The 26,546-nt window shown below is 69.8% G+C and carries 19 protein-coding genes; 5 read left to right on the plus strand and 14 right to left on the minus strand.

All coding sequences use genetic code 11. The annotated features are described in order from the left end of the window. Window positions 1–134: 134 nt before the first annotated feature. Complete coding sequence (locus tag N788_RS04320) at window positions 135–698, plus strand: hypothetical protein (protein ID WP_034221455.1); 564 nt, start codon at window positions 135–137, stop codon at window positions 696–698. On the opposite strand, the gene prpF is transcribed toward N788_RS04320, so the two are convergent. The 6 genes from prpF to N788_RS04350 form a co-directional block, all read right to left on the minus strand. Continuing rightward, window positions 688–1,869, minus strand: a complete 1,182-nt coding sequence (gene prpF, locus N788_RS04325; RefSeq protein WP_034221458.1) for a 2-methylaconitate cis-trans isomerase PrpF — start codon at window positions 1,867–1,869, stop codon at window positions 688–690. The genes N788_RS04320 and prpF overlap by 11 nt on opposite strands. A gap of 13 nt (window positions 1,870–1,882) precedes the next feature. Beyond that, window positions 1,883–2,146 (minus strand): hypothetical protein, encoded by a 264-nt coding sequence (locus tag N788_RS04330; protein WP_084695881.1) that lies wholly within the window; start codon window positions 2,144–2,146, stop codon window positions 1,883–1,885. Then, the gene (locus N788_RS04335; protein ID WP_244444086.1) at window positions 2,130–2,798 is read right to left on the minus strand and encodes a nucleotidyltransferase domain-containing protein; all 669 of its coding nucleotides are present in this window, start codon (window positions 2,796–2,798) and stop codon (window positions 2,130–2,132) included. The genes N788_RS04330 and N788_RS04335 overlap by 17 nt, the downstream gene beginning before the upstream one ends. Before the next feature lie 29 nt (window positions 2,799–2,827). After that, window positions 2,828–5,437 (minus strand): Fe/S-dependent 2-methylisocitrate dehydratase AcnD, encoded by a 2,610-nt coding sequence (gene acnD / locus N788_RS04340; RefSeq protein WP_034221462.1) that lies wholly within the window; start codon window positions 5,435–5,437, stop codon window positions 2,828–2,830. A 145-nt stretch (window positions 5,438–5,582) separates the two neighbouring features. Continuing rightward, window positions 5,583–7,646, minus strand: a complete 2,064-nt coding sequence (locus N788_RS04345) for an oxidoreductase (protein WP_034221463.1) — start codon at window positions 7,644–7,646, stop codon at window positions 5,583–5,585. Continuing rightward, complete coding sequence (locus N788_RS04350; protein WP_034221465.1) at window positions 7,646–8,728, minus strand: aromatic ring-hydroxylating oxygenase subunit alpha; 1,083 nt, start codon at window positions 8,726–8,728, stop codon at window positions 7,646–7,648. The genes N788_RS04345 and N788_RS04350 overlap by 1 nt, the downstream gene beginning before the upstream one ends. 56 nt (window positions 8,729–8,784) lie before the next feature. On the opposite strand from N788_RS04350, the gene N788_RS04355 reads away from it, so the two are divergent. Beyond that, the gene (locus N788_RS04355) at window positions 8,785–9,168 is read left to right on the plus strand and encodes a hypothetical protein (protein ID WP_034221467.1); all 384 of its coding nucleotides are present in this window, start codon (window positions 8,785–8,787) and stop codon (window positions 9,166–9,168) included. Window positions 9,169–9,210: 42 nt separating this feature from the next. On the opposite strand, the gene N788_RS04360 is transcribed toward N788_RS04355, so the two are convergent. Continuing rightward, window positions 9,211–10,269 carry a zinc-dependent alcohol dehydrogenase family protein gene (locus N788_RS04360; protein WP_084695882.1) on the minus strand — a complete coding sequence of 353 codons (1,059 nt, stop codon included), beginning with the start codon at window positions 10,267–10,269 and terminating at the stop codon, window positions 9,211–9,213. Between the two features lie 106 nt (window positions 10,270–10,375). Here N788_RS04360 and N788_RS04365 point away from each other — a divergent pair, with 106 nt between their 5' ends. Then, complete coding sequence (locus tag N788_RS04365) at window positions 10,376–11,275, plus strand: LysR family transcriptional regulator (protein ID WP_034221469.1); 900 nt, start codon at window positions 10,376–10,378, stop codon at window positions 11,273–11,275. A gap of 16 nt (window positions 11,276–11,291) precedes the next feature. Here N788_RS04365 and N788_RS04370 read toward each other — a convergent pair whose 3' ends face one another. The 4 genes from N788_RS04370 to recC are packed head-to-tail and all read right to left on the minus strand — an operon-like array spanning window position 11,292 to window position 20,600. After that, on the minus strand, window positions 11,292–11,921 hold the full coding sequence (locus tag N788_RS04370; protein ID WP_051924354.1) for a glutathione S-transferase family protein: 630 nt from the start codon (window positions 11,919–11,921) through the stop codon (window positions 11,292–11,294). Further along, window positions 11,918–13,648, minus strand: coding sequence for an exodeoxyribonuclease V subunit alpha (gene recD / locus N788_RS04375; RefSeq protein WP_034221471.1), 1,731 nt, complete (start codon window positions 13,646–13,648; stop codon window positions 11,918–11,920). Before recD ends, N788_RS04370 begins: the two co-directional genes overlap by 4 nt. Continuing rightward, window positions 13,645–17,208, minus strand: a complete 3,564-nt coding sequence (locus N788_RS04380; protein ID WP_034221473.1) for a UvrD-helicase domain-containing protein — start codon at window positions 17,206–17,208, stop codon at window positions 13,645–13,647. The genes recD and N788_RS04380 overlap by 4 nt, the downstream gene beginning before the upstream one ends. After that, the gene (gene recC / locus N788_RS04385; protein ID WP_084695883.1) at window positions 17,205–20,600 is read right to left on the minus strand and encodes an exodeoxyribonuclease V subunit gamma; all 3,396 of its coding nucleotides are present in this window, start codon (window positions 20,598–20,600) and stop codon (window positions 17,205–17,207) included. Before recC ends, N788_RS04380 begins: the two co-directional genes overlap by 4 nt. 236 nt (window positions 20,601–20,836) lie before the next feature. Between recC and N788_RS04390 the strand changes: the two genes are divergently transcribed. Further along, window positions 20,837–21,361 carry a hypothetical protein gene (locus tag N788_RS04390; protein ID WP_034221475.1) on the plus strand — a complete coding sequence of 175 codons (525 nt, stop codon included), beginning with the start codon at window positions 20,837–20,839 and terminating at the stop codon, window positions 21,359–21,361. Window positions 21,362–21,405: 44 nt separating this feature from the next. After that, entirely contained in the window at window positions 21,406–21,765 is a 360-nt protein-coding gene (gene queD, locus N788_RS04395) for a 6-carboxytetrahydropterin synthase QueD (protein ID WP_034221477.1), read from the plus strand. Window positions 21,766–21,805: 40 nt separating this feature from the next. Here queD and N788_RS04400 read toward each other — a convergent pair whose 3' ends face one another. The 3 genes from N788_RS04400 to N788_RS04410 all read right to left on the minus strand — a co-directional run bounded on the left by N788_RS04400 (window position 21,806) and on the right by N788_RS04410 (window position 26,533). Next, window positions 21,806–22,702 carry an SDR family NAD(P)-dependent oxidoreductase gene (locus N788_RS04400; protein ID WP_084695884.1) on the minus strand — a complete coding sequence of 299 codons (897 nt, stop codon included), beginning with the start codon at window positions 22,700–22,702 and terminating at the stop codon, window positions 21,806–21,808. Window positions 22,703–22,793: 91 nt separating this feature from the next. Next, a complete protein-coding gene (locus N788_RS13760) occupies window positions 22,794–23,414 on the minus strand; it encodes a TetR/AcrR family transcriptional regulator (RefSeq protein ID WP_051924356.1) in 621 nt (206 codons plus the stop codon). Window positions 23,415–23,419: 5 nt separating this feature from the next. Then, window positions 23,420–26,533 carry an efflux RND transporter permease subunit gene (locus tag N788_RS04410; RefSeq protein ID WP_034221479.1) on the minus strand — a complete coding sequence of 1,038 codons (3,114 nt, stop codon included), beginning with the start codon at window positions 26,531–26,533 and terminating at the stop codon, window positions 23,420–23,422. Between the last annotated feature and the right edge of the window lie 13 nt (window positions 26,534–26,546).

Below are 26,546 nucleotides of genomic sequence, written 5' to 3' on the forward strand. Positions count from 1 at the left end.
TTGTCGCTCCTGCAAATTCAATCGCCCGATATTACCGGAGATTCCAGGCTGGCCGGATCCAGCGCCCTGGTACGTACTTTCCCAGGGTCATTCGCAGCAGGCGCATCGCCTGTGCATCGCCTACGGAGAAAAGAATGCCGAACATTCTCAAGCGCAACGGGCTCACCTTGTTGCTGGCCCTTCCCCTGATCTCGTGTGGCAACGCCGACGTCGCCCTTCCAAACGACGCGCAAGCGGCCGGCGAACAGTCCGGTGACAATACTGCGCTTCACGCCCCGGAGCCGGCGGCGGCAGCCGGCGGCAGCGCATCGGGCGGCAGCGGTGACATCGTATTGCTGATCGCCGGTGCGCAGGATGGCAAGGGTGCCGCGGGCGTGACTTCCTGCGAGATTGATTTCCAGGTGCGCAACGGATTGTCCGAACCGATCAAGTTCGTCGCCGCATTCTGGCGGCCAGTGGTCGTGGACGGTATCGTCACGGCCCAAAGCGCCGTGGACGCGCGCGGGGACCAGCGTTTCTACGGCGGCAAGGTGGCGGCGGGGGAAACCAAGTCACGCAAGGGCAAGGTGACCGGCGTGTCCTGCGAACACGTCACCGGCCTGCGCCTGTGGGACGTTACGTGCGGCCTGGAGTCGCGCGCCGACTGCAAGGATCGCGTGTCGGTGGACAACCAGAGCCAGCTCACCCTCAGCCCATAGGCACCCGCACCGCGCCTTCCATCAGCACGCGGGCGCTGCGGCTCATGATGGCCTTGCGCACCTGCCACCGGCCGTCCACCTGCGTGGCCTCGGCGCCCACGCGCAGGGTGCCGCTGGGATGGCCGAAACGCACGGCCTGGCGGACGCCGCCGCCGGCGGCTTCGTTGACCAGGGTGCCGGGAATGGCCGCGGCGGTGCCGATGGCCACGGCACAGGTGCCCATCATCGCGTGGTGCAGCTTGCCCATCGACAGCGCGCGCACGCACAGGTCGATGTCGCCGGCGGCGATCGCCTTGCCACTGCTGACGACGTGGTCGGTGGCCGGTGCGACGAAGGCAATCTTGGGCGTGTGCTGGCGCTTCGGCGCTTCGGCGACGTCCTTGATCAGGCCCATCCGCACGGCGCCGTAGGCGCGGATGGTTTCAAAGCGCGCCAGCGCCGCCGGGTCGCCGTTGATGGCGTCCTGCAGTTCGGTGCCGGTGTAACCGATGTCCTTGGCGCGCACGAAAATCGTCGGAATGCCTGAGTTGATCATCGTCGCCTCGAATTGGCCCACGCCGGGCACGTCGAGCGTGTCCACCAGGTGGCCGGTCGGGAACAGCGCGCCGCCGTCTTCGCCCTCGTCCGCCGGGTCCATGAACTCAAGCACGATCTCCGCGGCCGGGAAGGTGACGCCGTCGAGTTCGAAGTCGCCGGTTTCCTGCACCTCGCCGTGGCTGATGGGCACGTGGCAGACGATGGTCTTGCCGATGTTCGCCTGCCAGACCTTCACCGGGAACACGCCATTCGCGGGCAGGCGTGCCTTGTCGATGAAACCGTTGGCGATGGCGAAGGGGCCCACCGCGGTGCTGAGGTTGCCGCAGTTGCCCGACCAGTCGACGAAGGCGCTGTCGATCGACACCTGGCCGTAGAGGTAATCCACATCGTGGCCCGGCTGGCTGGAGCGGCTGATGATCACGCACTTGCTGGTGCTGCTGGTGGCGCCGCCCATGCCGTCGGTGTGTTTGCCGTAGGGGTCGGGCGAGCCGATCACGCGCATCAGCAGCGCGTCGCGCGCCGGGCCCGGCACCCGCGCAGCCTCGGGCAGGTCGTCGAGGCGGAAGAACACGCCCTTGGAGGTGCCGCCGCGAAGGTAGGTGGCCGGGATCTTGGTTTGAGGTGCGTGGGTCATGGATAACTGCCGTTTACGTGAATGCATCCAGGGTATCTGCCACGCGTTGGCAAGCTGCGACGGTGTCGATCACCAGTCGCTCCTCGACCTCCACGTGGCCTTCGTATTCCGCGAGGTTCCGTTTTCCGTGTGCATGGTCCAGGACCCGCCAGACTTCGGGGCCCAGCTGCAGGGTATGCGGCAGCACCTGGAAAACGATATATCGATGTCGGGCGCGATAACCGTGCCGGCGCAGGGCGGCCAGGCAGCCGGCCAGATTCTCAAGCGGCGAGGACATGCTCGGCCCCCACCAGCCACAACTTCGGTTGTGCCATGACCTTGCTTACAAAGGCATTGCCATCGCCGATTCGCCGCGCCAGCTCGGAACGCGTGTAGATCGTCGGATGGATATCACGCCCCAACTGGCCAATGACGGGATGCAACGCGGCCATGAGCTCGGCATATCCCAGGGAATCAGAGACGATCATCAGGTCGATGTCGCTGGCGGCCGTGTCCTCGCCCTTGGCGACCGACCCGTAGACAAAGGCGGCGATGAGCTCGTCCACGATCGGCGCAAGGGCGTCACGCAGTGGCCCGGCCAGGCCAAACGTCTTGCGGACAATGGCGACGATCTCGTCGTGGATGGGGCTCTCTGGATTGGCGCGATACAGCTTCTGGTTGCCCTGTCGTTCGACCAACAGCAGGCCGCTGCCGGCAAGCCGCGCGAGTTCACGCTGCACGGCGCCGCTACCTGCGCCGGTCGTCTGGATCAGTTCGCTGACGCCCAAGCGCCGGCCAGGCCGCCCGAACAGGCAGGCAAGGACACGCTGCTGCGTCTGCGTGAACAGCGCGTCCGACAGGTTCGCCCGTGCGTACGCTGCCGCGGCTTCACTGACCCTGCTGGCTGGTTTCATGCCCATTTCGGGCACTTTAATGCCCAAAATGGGCATTTTCAAGTCCCGCCAGTGGTCCGCCCGCTTCAGGCGGCCTGGCTGGAGGCGAGGAAATCCTGGGCGAAGCGCTGCAGCACGCCGCCGGCTTCGTAGATGGACACCTCTTCGTCGGAGTCGAGTCGGCAGGTGACCGGGACTTCGACGCGACTGCCATCGCGGCGGTTCACCACCAGCATGAGCCGTGTGCCCGGCGCCGGGGTGCCGAGCACGTCGTAGGTTTCGGTCCCGTCCAGGCCCAGGGTCTTGCGCGTGGTGCCGGCCTCGAATTCCAGCGGCAGCACGCCCATGCCGATCAGGTTGGTGCGATGGATGCGCTCGAAGCCCTCGGCGGCGATGGCCTCGACGCCGGCCAGGCGCACGCCCTTGGCGGCCCAGTCGCGGCTCGAGCCCTGGCCGTAGTCGGCGCCGGCCACGATGATCAGGGGCTGGCCGCGGTCCATGTAGGTTTCGATCGCTTCCCACATGCGCATCACCTTGCCTTCCGGTTCCACGCGCGCCAGCGAGCCCTGCTTCACCTTGCCGTCCTCGACGACCATCTCGTTGAACAGCTTCGGGTTGGCGAAGGTGGCCCGCTGCGCGGTGAGGTGGTCGCCGCGATGGGTGGCGTAGGAATTGAAGTCTTCCTCCGGCAGGCCCATCTTCGCCAGGTATTCACCGGCCGCGCTGGCGGCCATGATCGCGTTCGACGGCGACAGGTGGTCGGTGGTGATGTTGTCGCCCAGCAGCGCCAGCGGGCGCATGCCCGAGAGCGTGCGCGGCTTGGCCAGCGCACCTTCCCAGTAGGGCGGACGGCGGATGTAGGTGCTTTGCGCGCGCCAGTCGTAAAGCGGGCTGACTTTTTCGCCGCTTTCGACCACCACATTGAACATCGGCTCGTACACTTTCCGGAACTGCTCGGGCTTGACTGCCGTCTTCACGATGGCGTCGATTTCAGCGTCGCTCGGCCACAGGTCCTTGAGCGTCACCGGGTTCCCGTCCGCGTCGTGGCCCAGGGCATCCTTTTCGATGTCGAAACGGATGGTGCCGGCGATGGCGTACGCCACCACCAGCGGCGGCGAGGCCAGGAAGGCCTGCTTGGCGTAAGGATGGATGCGGCCGTCGAAGTTGCGGTTGCCGGAAAGCACGGCGGTCGCGTACAGGTCCCGGTCGATGATTTCCTGCTGGATCTGGAGGTCCAGCGCACCGGACATGCCGTTGCAGGTGGTGCAGGCGAAGGCCACAATGCCAAAGCCCAGGGACTCGAGTTCGGACTTAAGGCCGGCTTCTTCCAGGTACAGCTCGACCGTCCTGGAACCTGGCGCCAGTGAACTCTTCACCCAGGGCTTGCGCTTCAGGCCCAGCGCATTGGCCTTCTTCGCCAGCAGGCCGGCGGCGATGACGTTGCGCGGATTCGAGGTGTTCGTGCACGAGGTGATGGCGGCGATGATGACGGCGCCGTCGGGCATCAGGCCCTGCGCTTCCTGGGCCTGGCCGGCCGCGAGGTCGCCGGCGATGCCCTTGGCGGCCAGCTCGCTGGTGGCGACGCGCGCGTGCGGGTTGGACGGGCCGGCCATCGTGCGCACGACCGACGAGAGATCGAACTGCAGCGTGCGCTCGTAGTTCGCGCCGGCCAGGGCGTCGGCCCACAAGCCGGTCGTCTTCGCGTAGGTCTCGACCAGGGCGACCTGCTCGTCAGTGCGGCCGGTCAGGCGCAGGTAGTCGAGCGTGTTGTCGTCGATGAAGAACATCGCCGCCGTCGCGCCGTACTCGGGCGCCATGTTGGAAATGGTGGCGCGGTCGCCCAGGGTCAGCGCCGCGGCGCCTTCACCATGGAACTCCAGCCAGGCGCCAACGACCTTCTGCTGGCGCAGGAACTGGGTGAGCGAGAGCACCACGTCGGTGGCGGTGATGCCGGGCTGCGGCCTGCCGGTGAGTTCCACGCCGACGATGTCGGGCAGGCGCAACCAGGAGGCGCGGCCCAGCATCACGTTCTCGGCTTCCAGGCCGCCCACGCCGATGGCGATCACGCCCAGCGCGTCCACGTGCGGCGTGTGGCTGTCGGTGCCGACGCAGGTGTCGGGATACGCAACGCCGTCGAGCACGCCGATCACCGGCGACATCTTCTCCAGGTTGATCTGGTGCATGATCCCGTTGCCCGGCGGGATGACGTCGACGTTCTTGAACGCGAGCTTGGTCCAGTCGATGAAGTGGAAGCGGTCGGCGTTGCGGCGGTCCTCGATGGCGCGGTTCTTGGTGAAGGCATCGGGGTCGAAACCGCCACACTCCACCGCCAGCGAGTGGTCGACGATCAGCTGCACCGGCACCACCGGGTTCACCTGGGCCGGGTCGCCGCCCTGGTCGGCGATGGCGTCGCGCAGGCCGGCCAGGTCCACCAGCGCGGTCTGGCCCAGGATGTCGTGGCAGACCACGCGCGCCGGGAACCAGGGGAAGTCGAGGTCGCGCTTTCGTTCGATCAGCTGGCGCAGCGACGCGTCCAACGTCGCCGGGTCGCAGCGCCGCACCAGGTTTTCGGCCAGCACCCGAGACACGTAGGGCAGCCCGTCCCAGGCGCCCGCCTGCAGGGCTTCCACCGCCGCACGGGCGTCGAAGTAGTCGAGGGAGGTGCCGGGAAGCGGCTTGCGGTGCTGGGAATTCATGGCGGCGGGCTCGGGAACGCGGAGCCCGCCATTATCCCGGATGTGGCCACCCGGGGCACCCCGGCTCACGCCTGTCGGGGAAACAGGCCGAAACAACCCGTCGGCCCCGTGCACGCTGCGCCGGTGAATGAGACGGTGGCGCTCGCTATGGGCCGAGGGCGTGGTGGAAGTGGCGGCGGAACGGCACCGTATCGGCAGCCGCCTCGCCCAGCCCCTGTGCCAGCGCGTGGCCGGCATACACGGCATGGGCGATGAGCCCCGGCGCATCGCAGTCACCAATGCGATGCGCGGACACCAGCCCTGCGTCCTTCCAGTCTGCTTCGCGCTCGCGCAGGGACAGGAACAGGCGTTCGTCGGGCAGGCGCGAGGTGACCGAAACCACCCCGTCCGCACCGAGTTCGAACGTCGCCTCCGACCAGGCATCCTGCAGGCGTAGCCTGCGGCCGCTGTAGCCAGCCACCATCCTGGAGACATGCACGCTGACGCCCAGCGCCGCCAGGCGCTTGCGTACGTGCCGGTACTCCAGCGTGTACTGGCCCCAGGGCGCGACCACGTCTTCGGGCGTGACGAAATGCACGCGGCAACCGGCCTTTGCCAGCAACTCGGCCAGCACGGTCGCGTGGTAGCCGCCGTCGTCGTCGAACACGACCACGTCGCCTTCCGGCAAGCGCCCGTCCATCAGGTCGTCGGGCGTGAACACGGCCGGATTGTCCGCGAATCCTTCGATGCCCAATCCATGGCTGCGACCAAAGCCATCCCGCCGCCAGCGGGCGCCGGTGGCGATGACCACGTGTTCGGCGCCGAATGCGAGCACGTCGGCGGCCTCGAGTCGGGAGTCGAGGTAGGTCGCGACGTTGGCCATCTTGTTGATCTGGCCCACCCGCCAGTCGCGCACCCGCGCCCACTCGGCCAAGCCGGGCAGGCGCGCCTCGCGGCTGACGCGGCCGCCGAGCTGCCTGGATGCCTCGGCCAGCGACACCTCGAAGCCGCGCTGGCCCAGCGCACGCGCCGCTTCCAGCCCGGCCGGGCCGGCGCCGACCACCAGCACCTTTGACGGCTTGCGCGCGGGCGCGATGCGCTCGGGATGCCAGCCCTTGCGCCATTCCTCGCCCATGCTCGGGTTCTGGGTGCAGCGGATGGGCGAGACGGTGTTGTCGCCCGAAACGCACACGTTGCAGCCGATGCATTCGCGGATGTCGTCAATGCGGCCTTCTTCGATCTTGCGCGGCAGGAAGGGATCGGCGATGGATGGCCGCGCGGCACCGATGATGTCGATCACGCCCCGGCGCAGCTGCGAGACCATCGTGTCTGGCGAAGTAAAACGCCCGACGCCGACCACGGGTTTGCTGGTGGTCTTCTTGACGAAATCGATGAAGGGTTCCTGCGCGCCTTCGGCACCGAAGCGCGACGGCAGCGAGTCGTTGTGCCAGGCGCTGACGTTGACGTCCCACAGGTCCGGCAGCTCGGCCAGCAGGCCGACGATGTCGCGCGCTTCGGCCAGCTCGACGCCGCCGGGACCGAGCATCTCCTCGGTGGCGAAGCGCAGCGCGACGCCGCAGCGATGGCCGACGGCATCCCGGGTGTCCTCGAGCAGCTCGCGCAACAGGCGCACGCGGTTCTCCAGCGAACCGCCGTATTCGTCCGTGCGCTGGTTGCGGCGGCGCTGCAGGAAATGCATGGCCAGCGACAGGTCGTGCGCGGCGTAGACGTAGACGATGTCCATGCCCGCCTGCATGCCGCGCACGGCGGCCTCGCGGTGCCAGCGGCGATAGTCGCGGATGTCGGCCTTGTCCATGGCCCGCGCCTGATGCGGGTAGCCGTACTTGGTTGGCTGGTGCGACGGCGCCAGCAGCACTTCGCGCGAGAACAGGTTCGAGGCCGCGGGGCCGTTATGGGTGAGCTCCACCGCCGCCAGCGCACCGTGCGCGTGCACCTTCTCGCACATCAGCGCCAGCGCCGGAATGTCGCGGTCGTCCCACAGCCTGGCCTCGACATAGGGCGTGAGGTCGGTGCTGGGGTGGATTTCACATTCTTCGGTCGACACCACCGCCCAACCGCCCTCGGCCTTCACTTCGCGCATGGCCGCGTGCGCGAGTGGCATCGCGTGGCCCATGCCGTTGCAGTGCGGCACCTGGAAAAACCGGTTCTTGGCCGTCACCGGGCCGATGCGGATGGGTTCGAACAGGGGGTCGTAGCGGGGATCGCGCATCAGCCGGGCTGGCCGCCGGCCATCGCGTCGGCGGCATAGGCCGCGCGCAGCTGGTTGTGGAAATGCCAGACGCCGGACTCGCGTTTCGGGCACAGCCGCCCGGCCTCGTAGCTGCCCGAGTCCAGTCCGCGCTGCACGGCTTCGCAGATGGCGATGTCCTCGGCCTGCACCTCATCGCTGAAGTCCCGGTCGGCCGCGGCCAGGGCCTCCCCCGCCGGACCCGGCGCGTAGTAATAGTCGAATTCGACCCGGCAGCGGCCCGGGCCCAGCGGCAGCACCCGGTTGGTCTGCAGCCGGCCGGGCAGGATGTTGAGCATCACGTTCGGGTAGACGAACCAGTAGAAAGCCTCGCCGTCACCGTAGGCATTGGCGCCACCGGCGTCGCGCAGCGGGGAATGCTGCAGCGATTTGAAGTCCGACAGCTCGGTGTCGTAGGCGCGGTAGTCCAGCACCTTCGACAGTCCCGGATGCACGTGCGGCAGGTGGTAACCCTCCAGGAAGTTGTCCACGTACACCTTCCAGTCGCAGGCCAGGTCATAGTGGTCGCGGCGGGCGAAACGCAGCGCCGTCAGATCGATGGGGGCGATGCGTTCGGCGATGCCGCCATAAACCGCCTCGAACGCCGGCACCTCGTCGCTGGCCGCCACGAACACCAGGCCCTGCCACTCGGCGACGCGCAGGGCGGGCAACCGGATGTCGACGACGTCGAAGGCCCCTGCGTCCTGCATTTCCGGCGCGGAGCGCAGCTGGCCTTCCAGCGTGTAGGTCCAGCCGTGGTACTTGCAGTGCAGGGCGCGGGCGCCCTTGCCGTTGCACAGCGCCAGGGGCCCCGCCCGGTGCCGGCAGACGTTGGCGAAGGCGCGCAGCACGCCATCGGTTCCGCGCACCACGATGACCGGCAGCCGGCCCACCTGGTCAACGACGTGGTCGCCAGGGTCGGCCAGCTGGCTGGCATGGGCCAACAGCTGCCAGCTGCGCGCGATGACCGCGACCTGGTCACGCACGTGGGCCGCCTCGCCGGCGTAGAAGCCGGCCGGCAGCGCGGTGGCGTATTGCAGGGACATGGGCGGGACCCGGGACATGGCCCGAAGTGTAAGCGGCCCGATGCATTGGTGCGTCGGCGCGCTAGCATGGCGCGATGTCCCTTTCCGGCCCTCCCTGGTGGTTGCGCTCTTGCCTGGCGCTGGTTCTGGCGGTCGCGGTCGTGCCCGCGCTCAACCTGGCCGGCAGCTGGCTGGCCGCGGCGTTGCAGCTGCCGCCCGGCGGCACCGGCCGCCTGGCCTGGGACCTGGGCTGGCTGGCGGCATCCGGCATCGCGATGGTCGCCACGGCCACGGCCCTCGCCACGCGTCATCATGCCGCCCACGCCGGGCTTGCCGGCCTGCTGCTGGGCCTGGGCCTGGGCTGGGCCGTGGCCAGCGTCGGTGGCGACTTCCCCGTCTGGTTCACGGCACTCGCGCTGCTGACCCTGCCCTTGCAAGTCGGGTTGGGCTGGTGGCTTGGCGCGCCGCGGCACCGCTGAACCTGCGGCGCGAAGCGGGCCGGGTTGCCGGGCGGTGCCCGGTCAATCCAAGCGGATGACCACCTTGCCCAGGTGCTGCGAGCCGGCCAAATACGCGTAGGCGGCCGCCGCGTCGGCGTAAGAGAAAACGCGATCGATGACCGGGTGGATATTCGCCTGTTCGACGAACCGCACCAGGTCGCGGGCCATGGCGCGGCTGCCCACCATCAGGCCGATCAGTCGCTTGCCCCCCAGGAACAGCTCGGCGGGATCAATGCGCGCCGGCTCCGCGCCGGCCAGCCGGCCAATCACGGCAACGCTGCCGCCAGGCTTCACGGCGTCGATGGATTGCGCCAGGGTGTCGGGGCCGCCGACGTCGAGGACACGCGCCACGCCTTGTTCGCCGGCGAGATCGCGCAACCCGCTCCCCCATTCCGGATGCTGGCGGTAGTTGACCGTCGCGTCCGCGCCCAGTGCCCGCACCCGCGCCAGCTTGGTGTCGTCGGACGACGTGACCAGCACCCGCAGTCCCGCGGCCTTGGCCAACTGCAGCGCCCAGATCGAGACGCCGCCCGTGCCCAACAGGGCCACGGTGGCTCCCGGCGGCAAGGGATCGAGGCCAAACAGGGCATGCCAGGCCGTCAGGCCGGCACAGGGCAGGGTCGCGGCCTCCACCGGGGTCAGGTTGGCCGGCGCCGGCACCCAGGCCGAGGCGGGCAGCACCCGCTGTTCGGCCAGCACGCCGTCGAGGCTGCCACCCAGGGCACCGGCGGTGACCTCCGGGTTCGCCGGGCCCGAGAGCCAGTGCGGGAAGAAGCTGGAGATGACGGCGTCGCCCGGCTGGAACTCGCGCACAGCCGAGCCCACCTCCAGCACTTCGCCGGCGGCGTCGGAACCGGGCACGATGGCCGGCCCGCCGCTGCCGACGCGACCATCGGCGAACATCAGGTCGCGATGGTTGAGCGCCACGGCGCGGACGCGCACGCGGACCTCGTCCGGGCCCAGGGGCAGCGACTGGCGCTGTTCGAGGCGCAGGGCGTCGGGCCCGGCGCCGCGGCCGAGGGTGTAGGCACTGTAGGTAGCCGGCGGGGTGTGCGGGGCGAGCGGGGATACGCGGGACATGGCGGCTCCAGAGGGCCAGTAGGGGAGGCAAAGGCTATTCCCTGCAGGACTGCCCCGGAACTGGCACTATCTGCATTCCGTGTATGCAAATTCGCATAGGCCGGCGATGGAAAAGCGACTGCAATGGTCCGACCTCCAGTTCTTCCTGGCCGTCTGTGAGAAGGGGTCGGTCGGGGCCGCAGCCAAGACCCTGGGCGTCAACCATTCCACGGTGCTCCGGCGCCTGGGCAGCCTCGAACGCAGCCTGGCGGTCCGGCTTTTCGACCGGCTTCCCAGCGGCTACGCGCTGACGTCGCACGGCCAGGCGCTGGCGGCGGACGTCGCGCCGCTGGCGGAGCAGGTGGACGCGGCCGAGCGACGGATCACCGGGGCCAACCTGGCGCTCAGCGGCACGCTGCGGCTGACCGCGCCCGACGCCTTGCTGCAATCGCTGATGCTCGCGCCGCTGGCGGATTTCCGGCGGCAGCACCCACAGCTGGGCCTGGAGCTGGTGATCAGCAACAGTTTCCTGAGCCTGACCAAGCGCGAAGCCGACGTGGCGGTGCGCGGGTCGAACCGACCTCCCGAACACCTGGTGGGGCGCCGCGTGGGTGTGGTGCAAACGGCCCTGTATGCCTCGCGCGACTATCTCGCCTCGCTGGGTCCGGGCGCCGACGAGCGCGACTACCAGTGGGTGGGGCATGTCGACGCCCTGGCGCAACTCGATTCGGCGAAATGGATCCGGCGCCACGTGCCCGCCGAACGGGTGGGGCTGCGCGTGGACACGATGGTGAGCCTGGCCGACGCCGTGGCGGCGGGCGCCGGGGTCGGCTGGGTGTTGTGCCCGCTGGCCAGCCAGCGCGCCGGGCTGGTGCAACTGCGCGAGCCCCTGGCGGCCTTCGACACGCAGGTGTGGGTGCTGACCCATCCGGACCTCAAGCGCGTCGCGCGGGTCAAGGCCCTGACCGATGCCCTGTTCGACGCGTTGTCGTCCGACCCGCGGCTGGGCCATCGCGCCAAACCCTGAGCGCCGGGGCGCTGCCTCAGCCGCCGGGCGGCGGGTCGAACCGGTAGGGCGTGGCCAACGCGGCGTCGCGCCTTGCCATGGCTGCTGAAAAAACCTGGAGCGTGCGCCAGGCCGAGGTATCGATCGGGTTGCGGAACGCCAGGTGCTCGAACAGGCAGAACAGCCCCAGGTCGAAGCAACGGATGCGGTCGGCCGGCAGTTCGGCGTGCACGGCGTCCAGGTTCGCGTCCAGCCAGGCCAGGCAGTTGATCAGGCTCGTCCGGCGTTTTGCCGACACGGCATCGGGCGGACGCTTGGCCACGAACGCGTGCAACACCACGTCCACCTGCGCGGCCATCGCATGCGCGAGCACTTCGTGCGCGTTCATGGCCAGGGTCGAGGTGGACTGTTCGGGCCAGGCGACGCGGGCTTCGTCGCCGGGCCGCTGGCGTGCCAGTACGCGCATGGCATTGCCGCTGCCCCAGACCACGGTGTCGCCGACTTGCAGCGCCGGCAGCTTCAGCGCCGGGTTGCCGCCGTAGGCCTGCGGGTCGTCGCCCAGCAGGTCGTGGATGGGGGACAGCGTGTAGTCCACGCCCAGCTCGTGCGCGAGCATGCGCACCTGGCGGGTGTAGTGCGAACTTTGCCGGCCGAGGATCGTGATCAATCGAGGTCTCCCAATCGCTTGCGCAAGCCGCCGGCCCGGCGTACGACACGGGCCAGGGCCGCGTCCAGGCTGGCCTGCGGGCCCCACACCTCCACCGAACGCTTGGCGCGCGAGAGTCCGGTGTAGAGCAGCTGTCGCGAGAGTATGCGGTGCTCGGGATCGGGCGGCAGCAACACGGCGACGTGACCATACTCGCTGCCCTGGCTCTTGTGGATGGTAATGGCCCAGGCCGGATCGTGCGCGGGCAGCGCGCCGGGGGAAAAGGCGCGGGCGCCCCCGTCGGGCGCCTCGAACCAGACCTGCAGCCGGCCGTCGGCATCGGCCAGGCACAGACCGAGGTCGCCGTTGAACAAACGCGCGCCGTAGTCGTTGCGGGTCACCATCACGACGCGGCCGGGGAACCAGTCGCTGCCGGCCGGCACGTTCCACTGCTGGCGCAGCCTGGCTTCGATCGCGGCTGCGGCGACGTCGGCACCGAAGGCGCCTTCGCGCAGTGCGCACAGCAGCTGCCGCGTCGGCAGAGCCTGCAGCGCTCCCAAAGCCGCTGCGGCCGGGTCGACATCCGTCAACAGCGCCGGCGGCCCGGCCTCGGCAAGCGCATCGGCCCAGCTGCGCAGCCGCCGCGCCAGGGCACTGGTGTCTTCCAGGGGATGCAGGCGGGCGGTGCCGCCCGCGGCCACGAGGGCAGCGTCCACGGCGACGGCGTCACCGGCTCGCACGGCTTCGTTGAGGCGGACCAGCGGTTCGACGGCGCGGAAGCTGTGGCGCAGGCGCACCAGGGCCGGTGACGCCCCCGCTTCCAACGTCGCCACGAGGTCCATCAGCACCGAACCGGCGCCCACCGAATCGAGCTGGTCGGCGTCTCCCACCAGCAGCAGGCAACTGCCGGGGCGAAGCGCCTGCAGCAACGCACGCAGCTGGGCCAGGTCGAGCATCGAGGCTTCGTCCACCACGACCACGCCGGCGTCGATGGGATGGCCGGCGTTGCGCGAATACGCCTGGCGCGCCGGCGACCAGCCCAGCAGGCGATGGACGGTGCGCGCCTCGTCGGTCGGCAGCGCGTCCAGGGCACCGGCCCAGGCTGCGGGCAATTGTTCGCGCAGGCGCGCGGCCTCCTGGCGCAGCGACTGCACCAGCCGCTGGGCCGCCTTGCCGGTGGGCGCGGCGATCGCGATACCGTCGCGCGCGGCGATGCCGTCGCGCAGCAGACGCAGCAGCATGCGCAGCACGGTGGTAGTCTTGCCGGTGCCCGGGCCACCGGTGAGTACCAGCAGCCGCCGGCCGCCGACGGCCCGCACGGCCTGACGCTGGGCGCCGTCCCGGGCCGGGTCACCGCCGGGGAAGAGCGCCGCCAGGTCGTCATCGGCCATCGCCAGCGGGCGCGCATCGGCGTGCAGGGCCTGCAGCGCCGCGGCGACCTCGCCTTCGAAGCGGTAGTTGCGCCACAGATAGAAGCGGCCGTTGGCGTCGAGCACGAAGGGCGTGCGAACACGGCCGTCGCCGACCAGCGCCTCTCCGCCAACGTCGGCGCGCACATCGGCATCGAGCGGGCCAAGTGCAGTGTCGCCGCGCTGTTCGGCGACCGTGGCGCGGGCGGCCAGGTCAGCCAGGCGCGGGCTGCCGCCGTGGGCAAACACCCAGCGGGTGATGGCGCGGGCCAGCGCACGCTCGGCCGGACGGCCGTCGAATTCGGGCAAGGGCAGCGGGCGGTAGTCGAGGTGGCTCATGCGGCAGCTTCCGCGACGGCGCCGTCCGCCAGGGCCTCGTCCACGGCTTCGAGCAGTGCCGGCGCAAAGGCGTGGCTCCACACACCCACGCCCTGCGCCAGGCCAGCCGCGCGCACGAACAGGTAGATCGCTTCGCCAAGGTGCTGACCGGGATCGTAGTCGGCGCGACGCTGTGCAAGGTAACGATGCACCGCCATGGTGTAGATCAGCGCCTGCAGCCGGTAGTGGCTGTGGTCCATCGCCTGCGCCAGGGCGGCTCCGGCGTAATCGCCCAGGCGTTCGCCCAGCCAGTTGCCCTTGTAGTCGAGCACGTGCACGCGTCCCCGGTGCTCGAACACCAGATCGATCTTGCCGGTCATCAGGCCGCGCAGTTCGCGCCAACCCAAGGCGGGCACCAGGTCGGGCTCGCCGTGCGCGGCGCAGGCCTGCCGCAGCGCTTCGAGCCGTGCGCCGTCGAGTGCGAAATGGAAGGCCATCTCGGCGCGCTGGTCGGCCACGGCCACCTCGCCGAGGCGAAGGCCGGGCAGCAGTTCGGCGGCCAGCGAACCGTCGAGGCGTTCACACAGGCGCGGCAAGAGCACTTCGAGCGGTTCGCCGCGCGCACGCACGCCGAAGTCGGCCAGCTGTTTCGCGACCAGGCCGGTTTGCGCCGCCATCGGCTTCCCGGTGTCGCGATTTTCGAAACTGGCGTGCACCGCGTTGCCGAATGCGCGACCTCGCAGGGCCGACAGGCCCAGCAGCGCCGGGTGCGGTGCTTCATCGGGCACGGCGGCAGCCGCGGCCAGCACCGGTTCGGATTCGTCGGAGGCGGCGCTGTCTTCTTCGCCGCCGATCCGGGCACCGCCCACCAGCGTCGAAAAGCTCAGGCGCTGGCGCAGGCGCGCGGGCGGCGGCATCGGCAGGGCTTCGCGTGATGCCGGCGGTTTTTGATCACGGGCAAGCGCGGGCGCCGCGGCGGGCCATCCGGCTTGCCAGTGCAGGTGCGGAATCACGGGGAAGTCGTGCTCCACGCCAAGTCGTTCGAGCAGTGCGTCTAGCGGTGCCCGTTCGGGATCGGATTTCGGCGAGGCGTTCTTCTTCGCCGTCGCCGGCCGCGACGGCGGCAGCGCATAAACATGGCAGGCGTGGATGGCGCGGGTGAGGGCCACGTACAGCACGCGAAAACGTTCATCCTGCGCCTCGTGCCGGGCCTGGCGACGGGCCGCGGCATCAAAGCGGGCGAGGCGCCCCAGGGCATCCGCTTCGGGCAGGAGCCAGGGCGCGCCGTCCTGGTTTTCGTTCAAGGCATGCGCCCAAAGCAGCGGCAGGAACACGACCGGGAACTCCAGGCCCTTGGCCCGGTGCAGGGTCATCAGCTGCACGCGCGCGGCGTCGGACTCGATGCGCAGCTGGCGCTGGTCGCTGTCGGGCGCTTCGCCGTCTTCGTGCTGGCGCTGTTCGCCCAGCCAGTCGAGCAGGGCGTGCGGACCCAGGCCCTGGTCGGCCTGCTGCTGCAGCAGCTCGCCCAGGTGGCGCAGGTCGGTGAGGTCGCGCTCGCCGCCGGCGTGTGCCAGCAAGCGCGGCGCGGCAGCCGCAGCCAGCGCCAGCACGGTGGCCAGCACGCCACGTTCGCGCCAGGCCAGGCGCAGCTGCTGCAGCCGATTGCTGGCTGCCTCCCAGGCCTCGGGCGAATCGCCCAGGGCGGCGACGTCGTGCAGGCTGCCGCCCCAGAGCCGCGTCAGCATCGCAGCGCGCACGGCGCCTTCGTCTTCGGCGTGGGCCAACGCCTGCAGCACGACCTGCAGTTCGAATGCCCATTCGGAATCAAAAACGCTGGCGCGGCTGCCGCCCACGCAGGGTACGCCGCGCCGGCCCAGCGCTTCGCGCAGGCGGGCGATGTCGGGGTTGGTCGGCAGCAGCACGGCCAGGTCGCCGGGTCGCAGGCGTTCGTGAACCACCGTGTCGTCGTGCTTGCGGCCAATGGTGTGCGAGGCATCTGCCAGCAGCGCCGCGATGTGGTCGGCGCAGGCATCGATCGCCGCCTGCTTGCGCTCGGGCTGCGAAGCCGGTGGCTGGCCGAGGTAATGCAGTACCAGGGGCGCCTGCACCGGCTGGCCACCAATGCAATAGGGCGTGGAAACCTGGCGGTCGCTGGCCAGCACGGGCTCGTAGCGGATCGCGCCTTCGCCGCGCGCGTCGAGCGCCGGGCCCGCGGCATCGTCTGCGAAAAAGCCGTTCACTGCCGCGACGTAGTTCGGCGCGGAACGGTGGTTGGTGTGGAGCGCCAGCCGATGGTCGGCATGGGCGCGCGCGCGCAGGTAAGCCTGCACGTCGCCGCCGCGGAAGCCGTAGATCGCCTGTTTGGGGTCGCCGATCATCACCAGTCGTCCACGCGGTTCGCCGCCAGCGTCGCGATAGATGCGGTCGAGGATGCCGTACTGCTGGTCGTCGGTGTCCTGGAACTCGTCGACCAGCGCGAACGGCCAGTCGGCGAACAGCGCATCGGCCAGCGCCGGCCGGGTGCTGACGGCGGCGTGGGCCTGGCGGATCATTTCGTCAAAGGTGAGCTGGCCGCGGGCGGCGAGGCGCTGGTCGCGCCAGGCCGATACGCGCGCGACCTGTTCGGCCCAGAAGCGCGCCACGTGGCCATGGCGGGCCATCAACAGGCGCGGCACTTCATCGAGCAGGCGCGAAACGGCCGGCAGCATCATGAAATCGGACTGGCGTTCGGGGCGCACCTGGCCCTCGAGCTGGAACTCCGCCAACACGCCCAGGCGTTCGTCGGCCTTGGGCCAGTCGGCACCGGCGAGCCAGTCGGCCATTTCGGACAGGCACGCCAGCAGTTTGGCGTTCTTGCGCGTGAACCAGGAAACGTCGTTCGCGACGGCGCGCAGCGGTCCCGCCAGCGATGCCGCCAGGTCGGCCCGCGCCTCGTCGAAGGTCTCCCCCGACGGCAGCCGCACGCCCGGGCGCAGCAGCGTGGACAGCGTGCCGGTGAACTTCGCCAGGCTCAGCTCGCCGACGCCGGCATCGGCCAGGCCATCGGTGTCCGACTGTCGCAGCACGCGCCAGGCGTCGTGCGCCAGTTCTTCAAGCAGGGCCTGGCCAGATGCGGCCTCGGCCACCTCGATGCCCTGCCCGCCTTCCAGCGGGTGCTCGGCCAGGATGCCGCGGCACAGGCCGTGCAGGGTGCCGATGGGCGCACGGTCGAAATCCGCGAGCGCCAGGCGCAGTCGACGGCGGTCTTCGACGAAGACCTCCTGCTGCTGCCAGCGCGCCAGCAGCCAGGCCGTATCGCCGGGCGTGCCCGCGTCCATGGCGGGTCGCGTGTCAGCCAGTTCCAGCGCCTGGCGCAAACGCGCGCGCAAGCGCTCGCGCAACTCCTGGGCCGCGGCTTCGGTGAAGGTGGTGACGACGATGCGCTCGACGCCCGGCGCCTGCGCGGGCTCAAGCAGCAGACGCCACCACAGCACGCCGATGGTCCAGGTCTTGCCGGTGCCGGCGCTGGCCTCGACCAGGGCGCGCCCGCCGGGGTTCAACGGCAGTTCGTACCAGTGTGCGACGGTGACCGGCGCGCTCATGCCGTTTCCTCCGCGTCGCCCAGGCGGATGGCGTTGAGCAGCGCCGTCGCGGCATCGGCCAGGGCCAGGCGCCAGTCCTCGTTTTCATCGGGCGCCAGACCGCGGCCCAGCAGGCGCGCGTAGCCCGGCGCGTAGTCGAGTTCGCGGCGCCACTCGTCGCCGGCGTCGTCCTTGCCATTGGCCAGGGCCCAGCTGGTGCGCGGGAAATAGGGCCAGGGGTCGGTGGCCGGGCGCGTGGCGACATCGATGATGAAAGCCAGGCGGGTCTCGAGCTGCGCGCGCAACGACTCGCGCTCGGTAGCATCGGCCTGCAGGAAAGCTTCATCCCAGTCCGCGATCGCGGACTGCCAGGGCGCCTTGCCGGCCTTGGCCACCAGCGCAGCGATGCGCACGCGGCGCTTGGCGTTTTCCGGCGCCAGGCGGCACAGCGCCCAGCGGATGAACAAGGGCAGGCGTTCGCGGAAGCTCAGCGCCGCTTCGGAATCCTTGTGCGCGAAGGTGTCGCAAACGAACAGGACGCCATTGCGTTCACGCACGCGGTCGAGTTCGCCACCGATGCTGAAACGCCCGACCTGGCGGGCGATGGCCGGCACGATTTCCGGCGCCAGGTCCGGTTCAAGCAAGCCGGCGAGTTCGCTGCGGGCGCGCGCCGAGGCCACGAGCGCTTCGGCGGTGTCGCGTTCGCGGACCCAGGCCTGCGTGCCCAGCGCGCCGGGCGGCAGCACGCCGCCGAGCACCAGCGCCTCGGGCGGTGATTCGGGAAGCGGCACGCCGGGTTCGGCCAAGGCCTGTTCGCACAGCAGCCGCGCCTGCCGGTCGAAAACGCCCAGGCGCGCTTCCAGGGGTTCGTCGCTGGCCAGGCGGCGGTCGCCCAGCGCATCCAGCCGCGCGCGCAGCCCGTCGGCCAGCGCGAGCTTGGCCGGATCGCGGCACCAGGCCAGCACGCGGGAAACCTCCACCTCGGCGGCTTCTTCGCTGGCCGGGGATGGCCGCGGCGACAGTAGCGCCGGCGAATCGCCATCCCCGCCGACCATGCCGGCAAAGGCATCTGAAAAGCTGCGGCGCGCCGGGTCGTCGCCGAAATATGCGGCATCGAATGGCTGCAGCGCGTGCCTGACCAGCCACGGCGGCGTTTGGCCGGCACCGGCGGGAAGCGCGGCCATGAGCTCGGCCAGCGGCGCGGCGGGGTTGCGCGGCTTGCCGTCGCGCGCATCAAAGCCGATCCAGCTCAGGTGCAGGCGGTCGCGTGCCGACATCACCGTTTCCAGGAACAGGTAGCGGTCGTCGTTGCGGGTGTCGCGGTCGCCCAGGCGGCGCAGGCCTTCGCGACGGATCGGGTCGAGCCCGGCGTCGCGGTCCTGGCGCGGGTACTCGCTTTCGTTCAAGCCCAGCACCGCGACCACGCGGAAGGGGATCGCGCGCTGCGGAACCATGCCGCAAACGGTCATGCCGCCGGCCAGGAAACGCTGGCGACCCGGCACGGCGCCAAGACGTTCTTCCAGCCAGGCGCGCACCACGGGCCAGGCCAGCAGCGGATCCAGGCCGGCCTCGGCCGGCTCCGCGGCCAGGCCGCGTACTACGGCGCGCAGCGCGTCCATGGCGTCCTGTGCATCGGGGTCGGTGGGCCTGGCCTGGAAAAGTTGATCGACCGCCGTTTCCAGTCGCGCCGCCCAGGCGCTTGCGGCGCGCGGCCGCGAGGCGTCGTCGCGCAGCGTCGCCAGCCACTGCAGCAGCTGGTCGAGCGCGCCCAGGGCCAGGGCCGCATTGGCGACGCCGGTGACCGGCGCCAGGCGCTGGCCGGCGACCGACATCAGGTCGTCGCTGTCTTCGTTGCCGTGCACCAGGCTGGCCAGCAGGCGGTCCATCGCCCAGGCCAGGGTGTGTTCTTCGATGGCCGGCACGCCCAGCGCGGCGCGCGCAGCCGGGTCCAGGCCCCAGGCGGCGCGGGCTTCGGCCAGGGCGCGTTCGAGCAGGGCCAGGGCATCGGCGTCCAGGCCCAGGCGACGGGCAACGTCGGGCTGGGCCAGGAAATCGAGCAGGGCCGGCGCGGTTTCGCGTGAGCCGGGCAGCGCCAGCAACTGCCGGAAGGCGGCGAACAGCGGCACCGTACTGGCCACCGGCACGTCGGCCAGGTGGAAGGGCAAGGGCGCGCGGGCATCACCCGGCACACCGAAGACTGCCGGCAGCAGCGGCAGGTAGGCGCGGATGTCGGGTGCCATCACCACGATGTCGGAAGGGGCAATGCCGGGGTCGTCGCTGCGCGCCTGGAGCAAGGCATCGCGCAGGGCTTCGAGTTCGCGCAGGCGGGTGTGGCAGGCGTGCACCCGCAGTGAGGCATCGGCGCGTCGCGCTTGCGGCGTGCGCGGATCCTCCGACAGCAGCGAAGGCGCGAGCCGGCGCAGGCTTTCCTGCAGGCGTTCGAGCAGCGGGCCGGGCGGGCGATCGTGGTCGGCTTCATCGCGGTAGTGGCGCATGTCCAGGGACGCGTCCAACGACTGCACCTGCAGCATGAAATGCTGGCCCAGACGTCCCCAGGCCGCCAGCAGCGGATGGTTCTGGTCGAGGAAGGTGGTTTCCGCGTCGCGGGAGAATGGGTCGGCCGCGAGTTCGCGCAGATGCGCGGCTTCGCTGCGCAGGCCGCCCCAGAATTCGCGGCAGGGGTCGGGCACGTACAGCACCACCGGCCGGTGCGCCGCCAGCGCGTGCAACACGCGCAGTTCCGCCGGCGCCAGGTGGGCCAGGCCAAATACATGCAGGGGGTCGGTGGCGGCTACGCGCACGCCTTCCTGGCGCAGCTTGCGCTCGAGCAGGGCCAACTGGCCGCCGCGATGGGTCTTCCCGATCGCCGATTGCAGTGCCTGCCACAGCGCCGGATGGAAACTTGCGCCGTCAAAAGCCCCGCGGCCGTGCGCCCAGTCAGCCAGCCACTCGGGCCGGTAGGCCATGTACTGGGTGTAGATGCGCGCCAGGCGGTCGGCCAGCTGGAAGCGCCGGCGTTCGGCGTCGGCACCGTCGAGCGCGGCGCGCAGGGTGGGATCGGTGCTGGTCTCGAGCAGGGCGAAGATGCGCCAGCGCAGGTGTTCGCGGCGCCAGGCGGCGGGCGAGGTCGCACCTTCGCCCAGGACATCGCCGGCCAGGCGGTCGAGGAATCCGCTGGGCAGCAGGATGTCGAGATTGGCGACGATGCTGCGTACGCCGCGCCTGTCCGCCAGCGCCCCCGCCAGCCACTGGCGCATGCCCGGGTGGGCCGCGACCACGGTCTGCGGCGCCAGCAGCGCATCGGGCGGCTGGGTGGCCAGCAAATGGTCCAGCGGTACCAGCAGCGCTTCAAGCCGGCTGGCCCGGAACACCGTGATTCCTTCGCTGGCGCGTTGTTTCCAGTCCCCTAGCATCCCTACAGCCTAGCCGATTGCCCTGGCCAGACTGCCTGCCGCGGGTCGCAGGGACCGAGACGCCGGGCGTGCCTGCATTTCGCAATCCAGGGTAGCCGGCGGGTCGGGCATTTTGCCGCCCCGCCGGTAGCGGTCGCGAGCAATTGTCATGTCCGATCAATAACTTCCATCGCGGGGCAGGCCTTGGCACGGAAGCTGCTGTCTTCCCTGCGTCCCTCCTCCGCCGGAACCTGGCCATGACCCTGCTGATCCGTGACGACCTGACCGACGCCGACCTGGCCTGGGCTGCCCAGTCCTTCGCCCCCCGCCCTGCCTCAGCCGCCGTCGCGCCGCCCTCCCCCGCGCGTGGCCGGTCCCGTGCCCTCATGGGCCTGGGCAGTCTCGCGGCGGCCGCCGGACTGGCCCTGGCCCTGTCGGCGAACGTCGGCGCCACCGCCCCGCCGCGCAGCCCGGACGCCCTCCCTGGCGCTGAGCAGCGGGCTGCGGTGGCGCCGGGCTGGACCGTGCAGGACACGGTGCAGGAACAGCTGCGCGCCGAGCTCGCGGATACCCAGGTGGCGTTTTCGCTGGTGTCGGCCCAGACCACCCGGCTCGAGCATGGCGGCCGACGCTTCGACGGGTCCGGCCTGGCCCAGCTCGACGGCAGCGAAACCCGCTTCGTCGCCTTCACCCTGTCCCTGGACGCGGACGGCGAAATCAGCAACTTCGGCTACGGCCTGGCGGACGGCGGCGAGACCGAGGAAGTCGTGGCCATCCGCTGAGTCCTCCCGGCCCCGGGCTGCGGCCCGGGGCTACAATGTCCGCCATGGACATCTTCAAGTGTTTCACCCTCGAAGCCGCACACCGGCTGCCCAACGTGCCGGCCGGCCACAAGTGCGCACGCGTGCACGGCCACAGCTTCCGCATCGAGCTGCACGTCTCGGGCGAAGTGGGCGCCGACACCGGCTGGGTGATGGACTTCAGCGACATCAAGGCGGCTTTCCAGCCGCTCTACGACCAGCTCGACCACCACTACCTCAACGACGTCGACGGCCTGGACAACCCGACCAGCGAAAATCTCGCGATCTGGATCTGGGACAAGCTCAAGCCGGCCCTGCCCGGCCTGTCGGCCGTGGTCGTGCATGAGACCTGCACCTCGGGGTGCAGGTACACCGGGCCGGGTTGAAAGCGCTTCGGGGCTGAAGCCCCACCTGCAGGGGGCTGGATCAGTCGGCCGGGACGCCGGTGAGCTCCTTGCTCAGCGCCAGCAGCCTGGCCTGGGCGTCGGGATCCTGGCCCTGCGGGTCCATCGTTTCGCGGGCCTCGCCCTTTTCGAGATAGAACGCGCCGGCCTGCAGCGTCGGCGATTTGGCGAGCCCCATCACGTGGTCGACGCCGTCCTGCACGGTCGTGCGCGACGGGATGCCCAGGCCCTCGACCATGGTCGTGTTCATCAACGTGGCCGGGTGCAGGGAAATCATGACGATGCCGTCGGCCAGGAAGGACGCGGCCAGCGCCTTGGTCATCGTCGCCTGGGCCTGCTTGCTCTGCCCGTAGCCGCGACCGGCGGCGCCAGGCTGTTCAAGCATGACGTCGTCGAAGTCGATCGGCGCCGAGCTGCCCGAAGACACGTTGATGATGCGCGAGGGGGCGGCGGCCTTCAGGGCCGGCCGCAGTTCGTGCACGAGGATCCAGCCGGCCAGGTAGTTCACGGCGAAGTGGGTTTCGTAGCCGTCCTGGGTCGTGCGGCGCTCGCCGTCGTTGAAGGCGACGCCGGCATTGTTGACCAGCAGGTCGAGCTCGGGCGTGTCGGCGGCGATGGTGTCGGCGAATTCGCGCACGGCCTGCATCGACGAGAAATCAGCGGCGACGAATCGCGCCGATCCTTTTCCTGACGCGGCGATTTCATCCACCAGCGCCTGGCCACGTTCGGCATTGCGGCCGTGGATGATCACGTGGGCGCCTTCGGCGGCGAAGCTGCGGGCCAGTTCGCGACCCAGGCCGTCGGTGGAGCCGGTGACCAGCACCGTCTTGCCTTCGTAGGAGATGGACGTCTGGGCCAGCGCGACCACGGGGAACAGCACAAGGGCCGCGGACAACAGGCGGATCAGCGAGGTTCGCATCGCACGGGCTCCAGCGGATGGGCTGGGGCAAGACTAGGCTTGGGCGGGTGCCTCGGCAAGCGCTGGGCAAAGGCCCCGGCGGCTTGAAGCCTTACAGGCAAAGCGCGGTGATGGCTTCCTGCAGGCTGTGTCGCAGGACCTCGCGGTCCTGCTGGGGGTCGCGGACGTAACACAGGATCAGCCCGTCCACGAGGCAGCGCATCACCACCGTGCGACGGCGCACCGTGGCGGCATCCAGCGGCTTGCCGGCCGCTTCGGCGCTGCGGCGGACCAGGTCCTCGAAGTCCGTCCATATCTGCGGCTCCTGGGCGGTGACCACCGCGGCGATGTCGGCGTCGCGCGTGGCTTCGGCCGACACCTCCAGGAACAGCGCGGCATCGAAGCCGCCCTCGCAAGGCTCGCGCGGACCGGACTCGCGCCAGGCGTCGATCTTCTCGAGCAGCTTGTCGACCAGCTCCGAACAGGTGGCGATGCCGGCCAGGGCCTCGCGGCGCTCTTCGCGCTGCTCGTCGGTGATGGCGCGGATGATCGCCGCCTTGTTGGTGAAGTAACGGTAGATCAGGCCCTGGCTCATGCCGGCCGCGCGCGCGATCGCCGACATCCCGGTGCCGTGGAACCCACCCTCGGAGAAGCACGCACGCGCCGCCTCGAGGATGCGTTCGCGCTGGGCTTCCTGGCGCGCCCGCGCCTTGGCGCCGCCACCGGCCGGCATCGGGCTCACGACGCGGCTTCCTTGCGGTAGAAGATGCGGCGCACGGTAACGAAGAACAGCGGGATGAAGAAGATGCCCAGGAAGGTGCCGGCCAGCATGCCGCCGATCACGCCGGTGCCGATCGCGCGCTGCGCACCGGAGCCCGCGCCGCTGGCGATGGCCAGCGGCAACACGCCGAAGCCGAAGGCAATGGACGTCATCAGGATCGGCCGCAGGCGGTCGCGGATGGCGGCCAGGGTGCCTTCGACCAGCTCCATGCCGTTTTCGATGTTGGCCTTGGCGAACTCGATGATGAGCACCGCGTTTTTGCTCGACAGGCCGACCGTGGTGAGCATGCCGACCTGGAAGTAGACGTCGCGCTCGAGCCCACGCAGCCAGGTGAACAGCACCGTGCCCAGGATGCCCAGCGGCACGACCAGCAGCACCGAGGTCGGGATGGTCCAGCTTTCATACAGCGCCGCAAGGCACAGGAACACGACCAGCAGCGACAGCGCGTACAGCAGCGGCACCTGCGAGTCGGCCACGCGTTCCTGGTAGGACGCGCCCGACCACTCGATGCCGAAACCCTGCGGCAGCCCTTCGGCCAGGCGCTCCATCTCGGCCATGGCGTCGCCGGAGCTGACGCCTGCGGCGGCCATGCCGGTCAGGTTCACCGCCGGCACGCCGTTGTAGCGCTCCAGTCGCGGCGAACCGTACTCCCAGTGCCAGGTGGCGAAGGAGGAGAACGGCACCATCTCGCCCTGGTTGTTGCGCACGTACCAGAGGTTGAAGTCCTCCGGCACCATGCGATAGGGCGCATCGGCCTGCACATAGACGCGCTTGACCCGGCCGCGGTCGATGAAGTCGTCGATGTAGCGACCGCCCCAGGCGACCGACAGCGTGTTGTTGATCTCGGCCACCGACACGCCCAGCGCCGCGGCCTTGTCGTTGTCGACGTCGAGGCGGAACTGCGGCGAGTCTTCCTGGCCGTTCGGTCGCACCTGGCTCAGCATCGAGCTCTGCCCGGCCAGGCCGAGCAGCTGGTTGCGCGCCGCCATCAAGGCCTCGTGGCCCTGGCCCTGGTTGTCCTTGAGGTAGAGGTTGAAGCCGCCCGTGGTGCCGAGCTCGGTCACCGGCGGCGGCGCCAGCGCGAACACCATGGCGTCCTTGATCTGGCTGAAGGCGCCCATCGCGCGACCGACCATCGCGGTGACGCTGGCCTCGTCGCTGGTGCGCTCTTCCCAGTCCTTGAGATTGACGAACACCATGCCGTTGTTCTGGCCGCTGCCGGCGAAGCTGAAGCCCTGCACGGAGAAAACCGACTCGATGATGTCGCCCTCGTTCTCCAGGTAGTGCTTCTCCACCTGCTCCATCACCTTCTGGGTGCGCTGCTGGGTGGCGCCCACCGGGGTCTGGACGATGGTGAAGGCCACGCCCTGGTCTTCGTCGGGCAGGAAGGACGAGGGCACCGCACGGAAGATCAAGACCATGACCAGGGCCAGCAGCGCGTAGATCACCAGGAACCGGCCGCCGCGGCGCAGCATGCCGCCGACGAAACCCTGGTAGCGCTTGTTGCCGGCGTCGAAGCGGTTGTTGAACCACTTGAAGAAACCCTTCTCGCCGTGGTGTTCGCCCTTCTTGAGCGGCTTGAGCAGGGTCGCGCACAGCGCCGGGGTCAGGATGATCGCGACCAGCACCGACAGGCCCATGGCCGAGACGATCGTCGCAGTGAACTGGCGGTAGATCACGCCCGTCGAGCCGGTGAGGAAGGCCATCGGGATGAACACGGCCGCCAGCACCAGGCCGATGCCGACCAGGGCGCCGGTGATCTGGTCCATGGATTTGCGCGTGGCTTCCACGGGCGACAGACCTTCCTCGCTCATCACGCGCTCGACGTTCTCGACCACGACGATGGCGTCGTCCACCAGCAAGCCGATCGCCAGCACCATGGCGAACATGGTCAGCATGTTGATCGAGAAGCCCAGCGCCAGCAGGATCGCCAGCGTGCCCAGCAATACCACCGGAATGGCGATGGTGGGGATCAGGGTGGCGCGGAAGTTCTGCAGGAACAGGAAGATCACCAGGAATACGAGGACGAAGGCCTCGAGCAGGATCTTCACCACTTCGGTGATCGACGCCCGAACGAAGGGCGTGGTGTCGAACGGGACCGTCACCCGCAGGCCCGGCGGGAAACTCGGCTCCATGCGTTCGATCAGGTCGGCCACGCCATCGGCGGTGGACAGGGCGTTGGCGTTGGTCGCCAGCGAGATGGCCACGCCGGACGCCGGCTTGCCGTTGTAGCGGCTGATGACCGAATAACTTTCCGAACCAATCTCGACCCGGGCGATGTCGCCCAGGCGCAGGGTCGAGCCGTCGGTCCCGGCGCGCACGACGATGTCGCGGAACTGTTCCGGCGTCTGCAGGCGGTCCTGGGCGGTGATGGTGGCGTTGATCTGCTGGCCATCAATGGCCGGCGTGCCGCCGAGCTGGCCCACGGCCACCTGGGCGTTCTGGGCCTGGATCGCCGCGACCACGTCGCTGGGCGCCAGCTGGTAGGTGTTGAGCTTGCCCGGGTCGAGCCAGATGCGCATGGCGTACTTGCCGCCGAACACCTGCACGCTGCCCACGCCCGGCACGCGGCTGAGCGGATCGACGATGCTCGCCGACACGTAGTCCGAGATGTCGTTGCGGTCCATCGAACCATCTTCGGAAACGAAGCCCAGCACCTGCAGGAAGCCGCTGGAGGCCTTGTTCACCGAGATGCCCTGCTGCTGCACGATGCCGGGCAGCAGCGAGGTCGCCAGCTGCAGCTTGTTCTGCACCTGCACCTGGGCGATGTCCGGGTCGGTGCCGGTCTCGAAGGTCAGCGTCACCGCCACCGAACCATTGGAGTCGCTGGTCGAGGACAGGTAATCCAGGCCGTCCAGGCCGGTCATCGCCTGCTCGATGATCTGGGTCACCGAATTTTCCGCGGCCTGCGCGGACGCACCCGGGTAGCTGGCGTTGATGGTGATCGTGGGCGGCGCGATCGTCGGGTAGCGAGAGATCGGCAGCTGCGACAGCGCCAGCACGCCGGCCAGCATGATGATGATGGCGATCACCCAGGCGAAGATCGGGCGGTCGATGAAGAACCTTGCCATGCGTGGACTCCCG

Source organism: Arenimonas donghaensis DSM 18148 = HO3-R19 (assembly GCF_000743535.1).
GTDB lineage: Bacteria > Pseudomonadota > Gammaproteobacteria > Xanthomonadales > Xanthomonadaceae > Arenimonas > Arenimonas donghaensis.

Excerpts from the sequence above, each read along its gene's own strand:
- N788_RS04365 (WP_034221469.1), top strand. The coding sequence starts at position 10,376 with ATGGAAAAGCGACTGCAATGGTCCGACCTCCAGTTCTTCCTGGCCGTC.
- N788_RS04335 (WP_244444086.1), bottom strand. The coding sequence starts at position 2,798 with ATGCCCATTTTGGGCATTAAAGTGCCCGAAATGGGCATGAAACCAGCC.
- N788_RS04320 (WP_034221455.1), top strand. The coding sequence starts at position 135 with ATGCCGAACATTCTCAAGCGCAACGGGCTCACCTTGTTGCTGGCCCTT.
- N788_RS04410 (WP_034221479.1), bottom strand. The coding sequence starts at position 26,533 with ATGGCAAGGTTCTTCATCGACCGCCCGATCTTCGCCTGGGTGATCGCC.
- N788_RS04380 (WP_034221473.1), bottom strand. The coding sequence starts at position 17,208 with ATGAGCGCGCCGGTCACCGTCGCACACTGGTACGAACTGCCGTTGAAC.
- recC (WP_084695883.1), bottom strand. The coding sequence starts at position 20,600 with ATGCTAGGGGACTGGAAACAACGCGCCAGCGAAGGAATCACGGTGTTC.
- N788_RS04330 (WP_084695881.1), bottom strand. The coding sequence starts at position 2,146 with ATGTCCTCGCCGCTTGAGAATCTGGCCGGCTGCCTGGCCGCCCTGCGC.
- prpF (WP_034221458.1), bottom strand. The coding sequence starts at position 1,869 with ATGACCCACGCACCTCAAACCAAGATCCCGGCCACCTACCTTCGCGGC.
- N788_RS04345 (WP_034221463.1), bottom strand. The coding sequence starts at position 7,646 with ATGCGCGATCCCCGCTACGACCCCCTGTTCGAACCCATCCGCATCGGC.
- N788_RS04350 (WP_034221465.1), bottom strand. The coding sequence starts at position 8,728 with ATGTCCCGGGTCCCGCCCATGTCCCTGCAATACGCCACCGCGCTGCCG.
- N788_RS13760 (WP_051924356.1), bottom strand. The coding sequence starts at position 23,414 with ATGCCGGCCGGTGGCGGCGCCAAGGCGCGGGCGCGCCAGGAAGCCCAG.
- N788_RS04360 (WP_084695882.1), bottom strand. The coding sequence starts at position 10,269 with ATGTCCCGCGTATCCCCGCTCGCCCCGCACACCCCGCCGGCTACCTAC.
- recD (WP_034221471.1), bottom strand. The coding sequence starts at position 13,648 with ATGAGCCACCTCGACTACCGCCCGCTGCCCTTGCCCGAATTCGACGGC.
- queD (WP_034221477.1), top strand. The coding sequence starts at position 21,406 with ATGGACATCTTCAAGTGTTTCACCCTCGAAGCCGCACACCGGCTGCCC.
- N788_RS04400 (WP_084695884.1), bottom strand. The coding sequence starts at position 22,702 with ATGCGAACCTCGCTGATCCGCCTGTTGTCCGCGGCCCTTGTGCTGTTC.
- acnD (WP_034221462.1), bottom strand. The coding sequence starts at position 5,437 with ATGAATTCCCAGCACCGCAAGCCGCTTCCCGGCACCTCCCTCGACTAC.
- N788_RS04390 (WP_034221475.1), top strand. The coding sequence starts at position 20,837 with ATGACCCTGCTGATCCGTGACGACCTGACCGACGCCGACCTGGCCTGG.
- N788_RS04355 (WP_034221467.1), top strand. The coding sequence starts at position 8,785 with ATGTCCCTTTCCGGCCCTCCCTGGTGGTTGCGCTCTTGCCTGGCGCTG.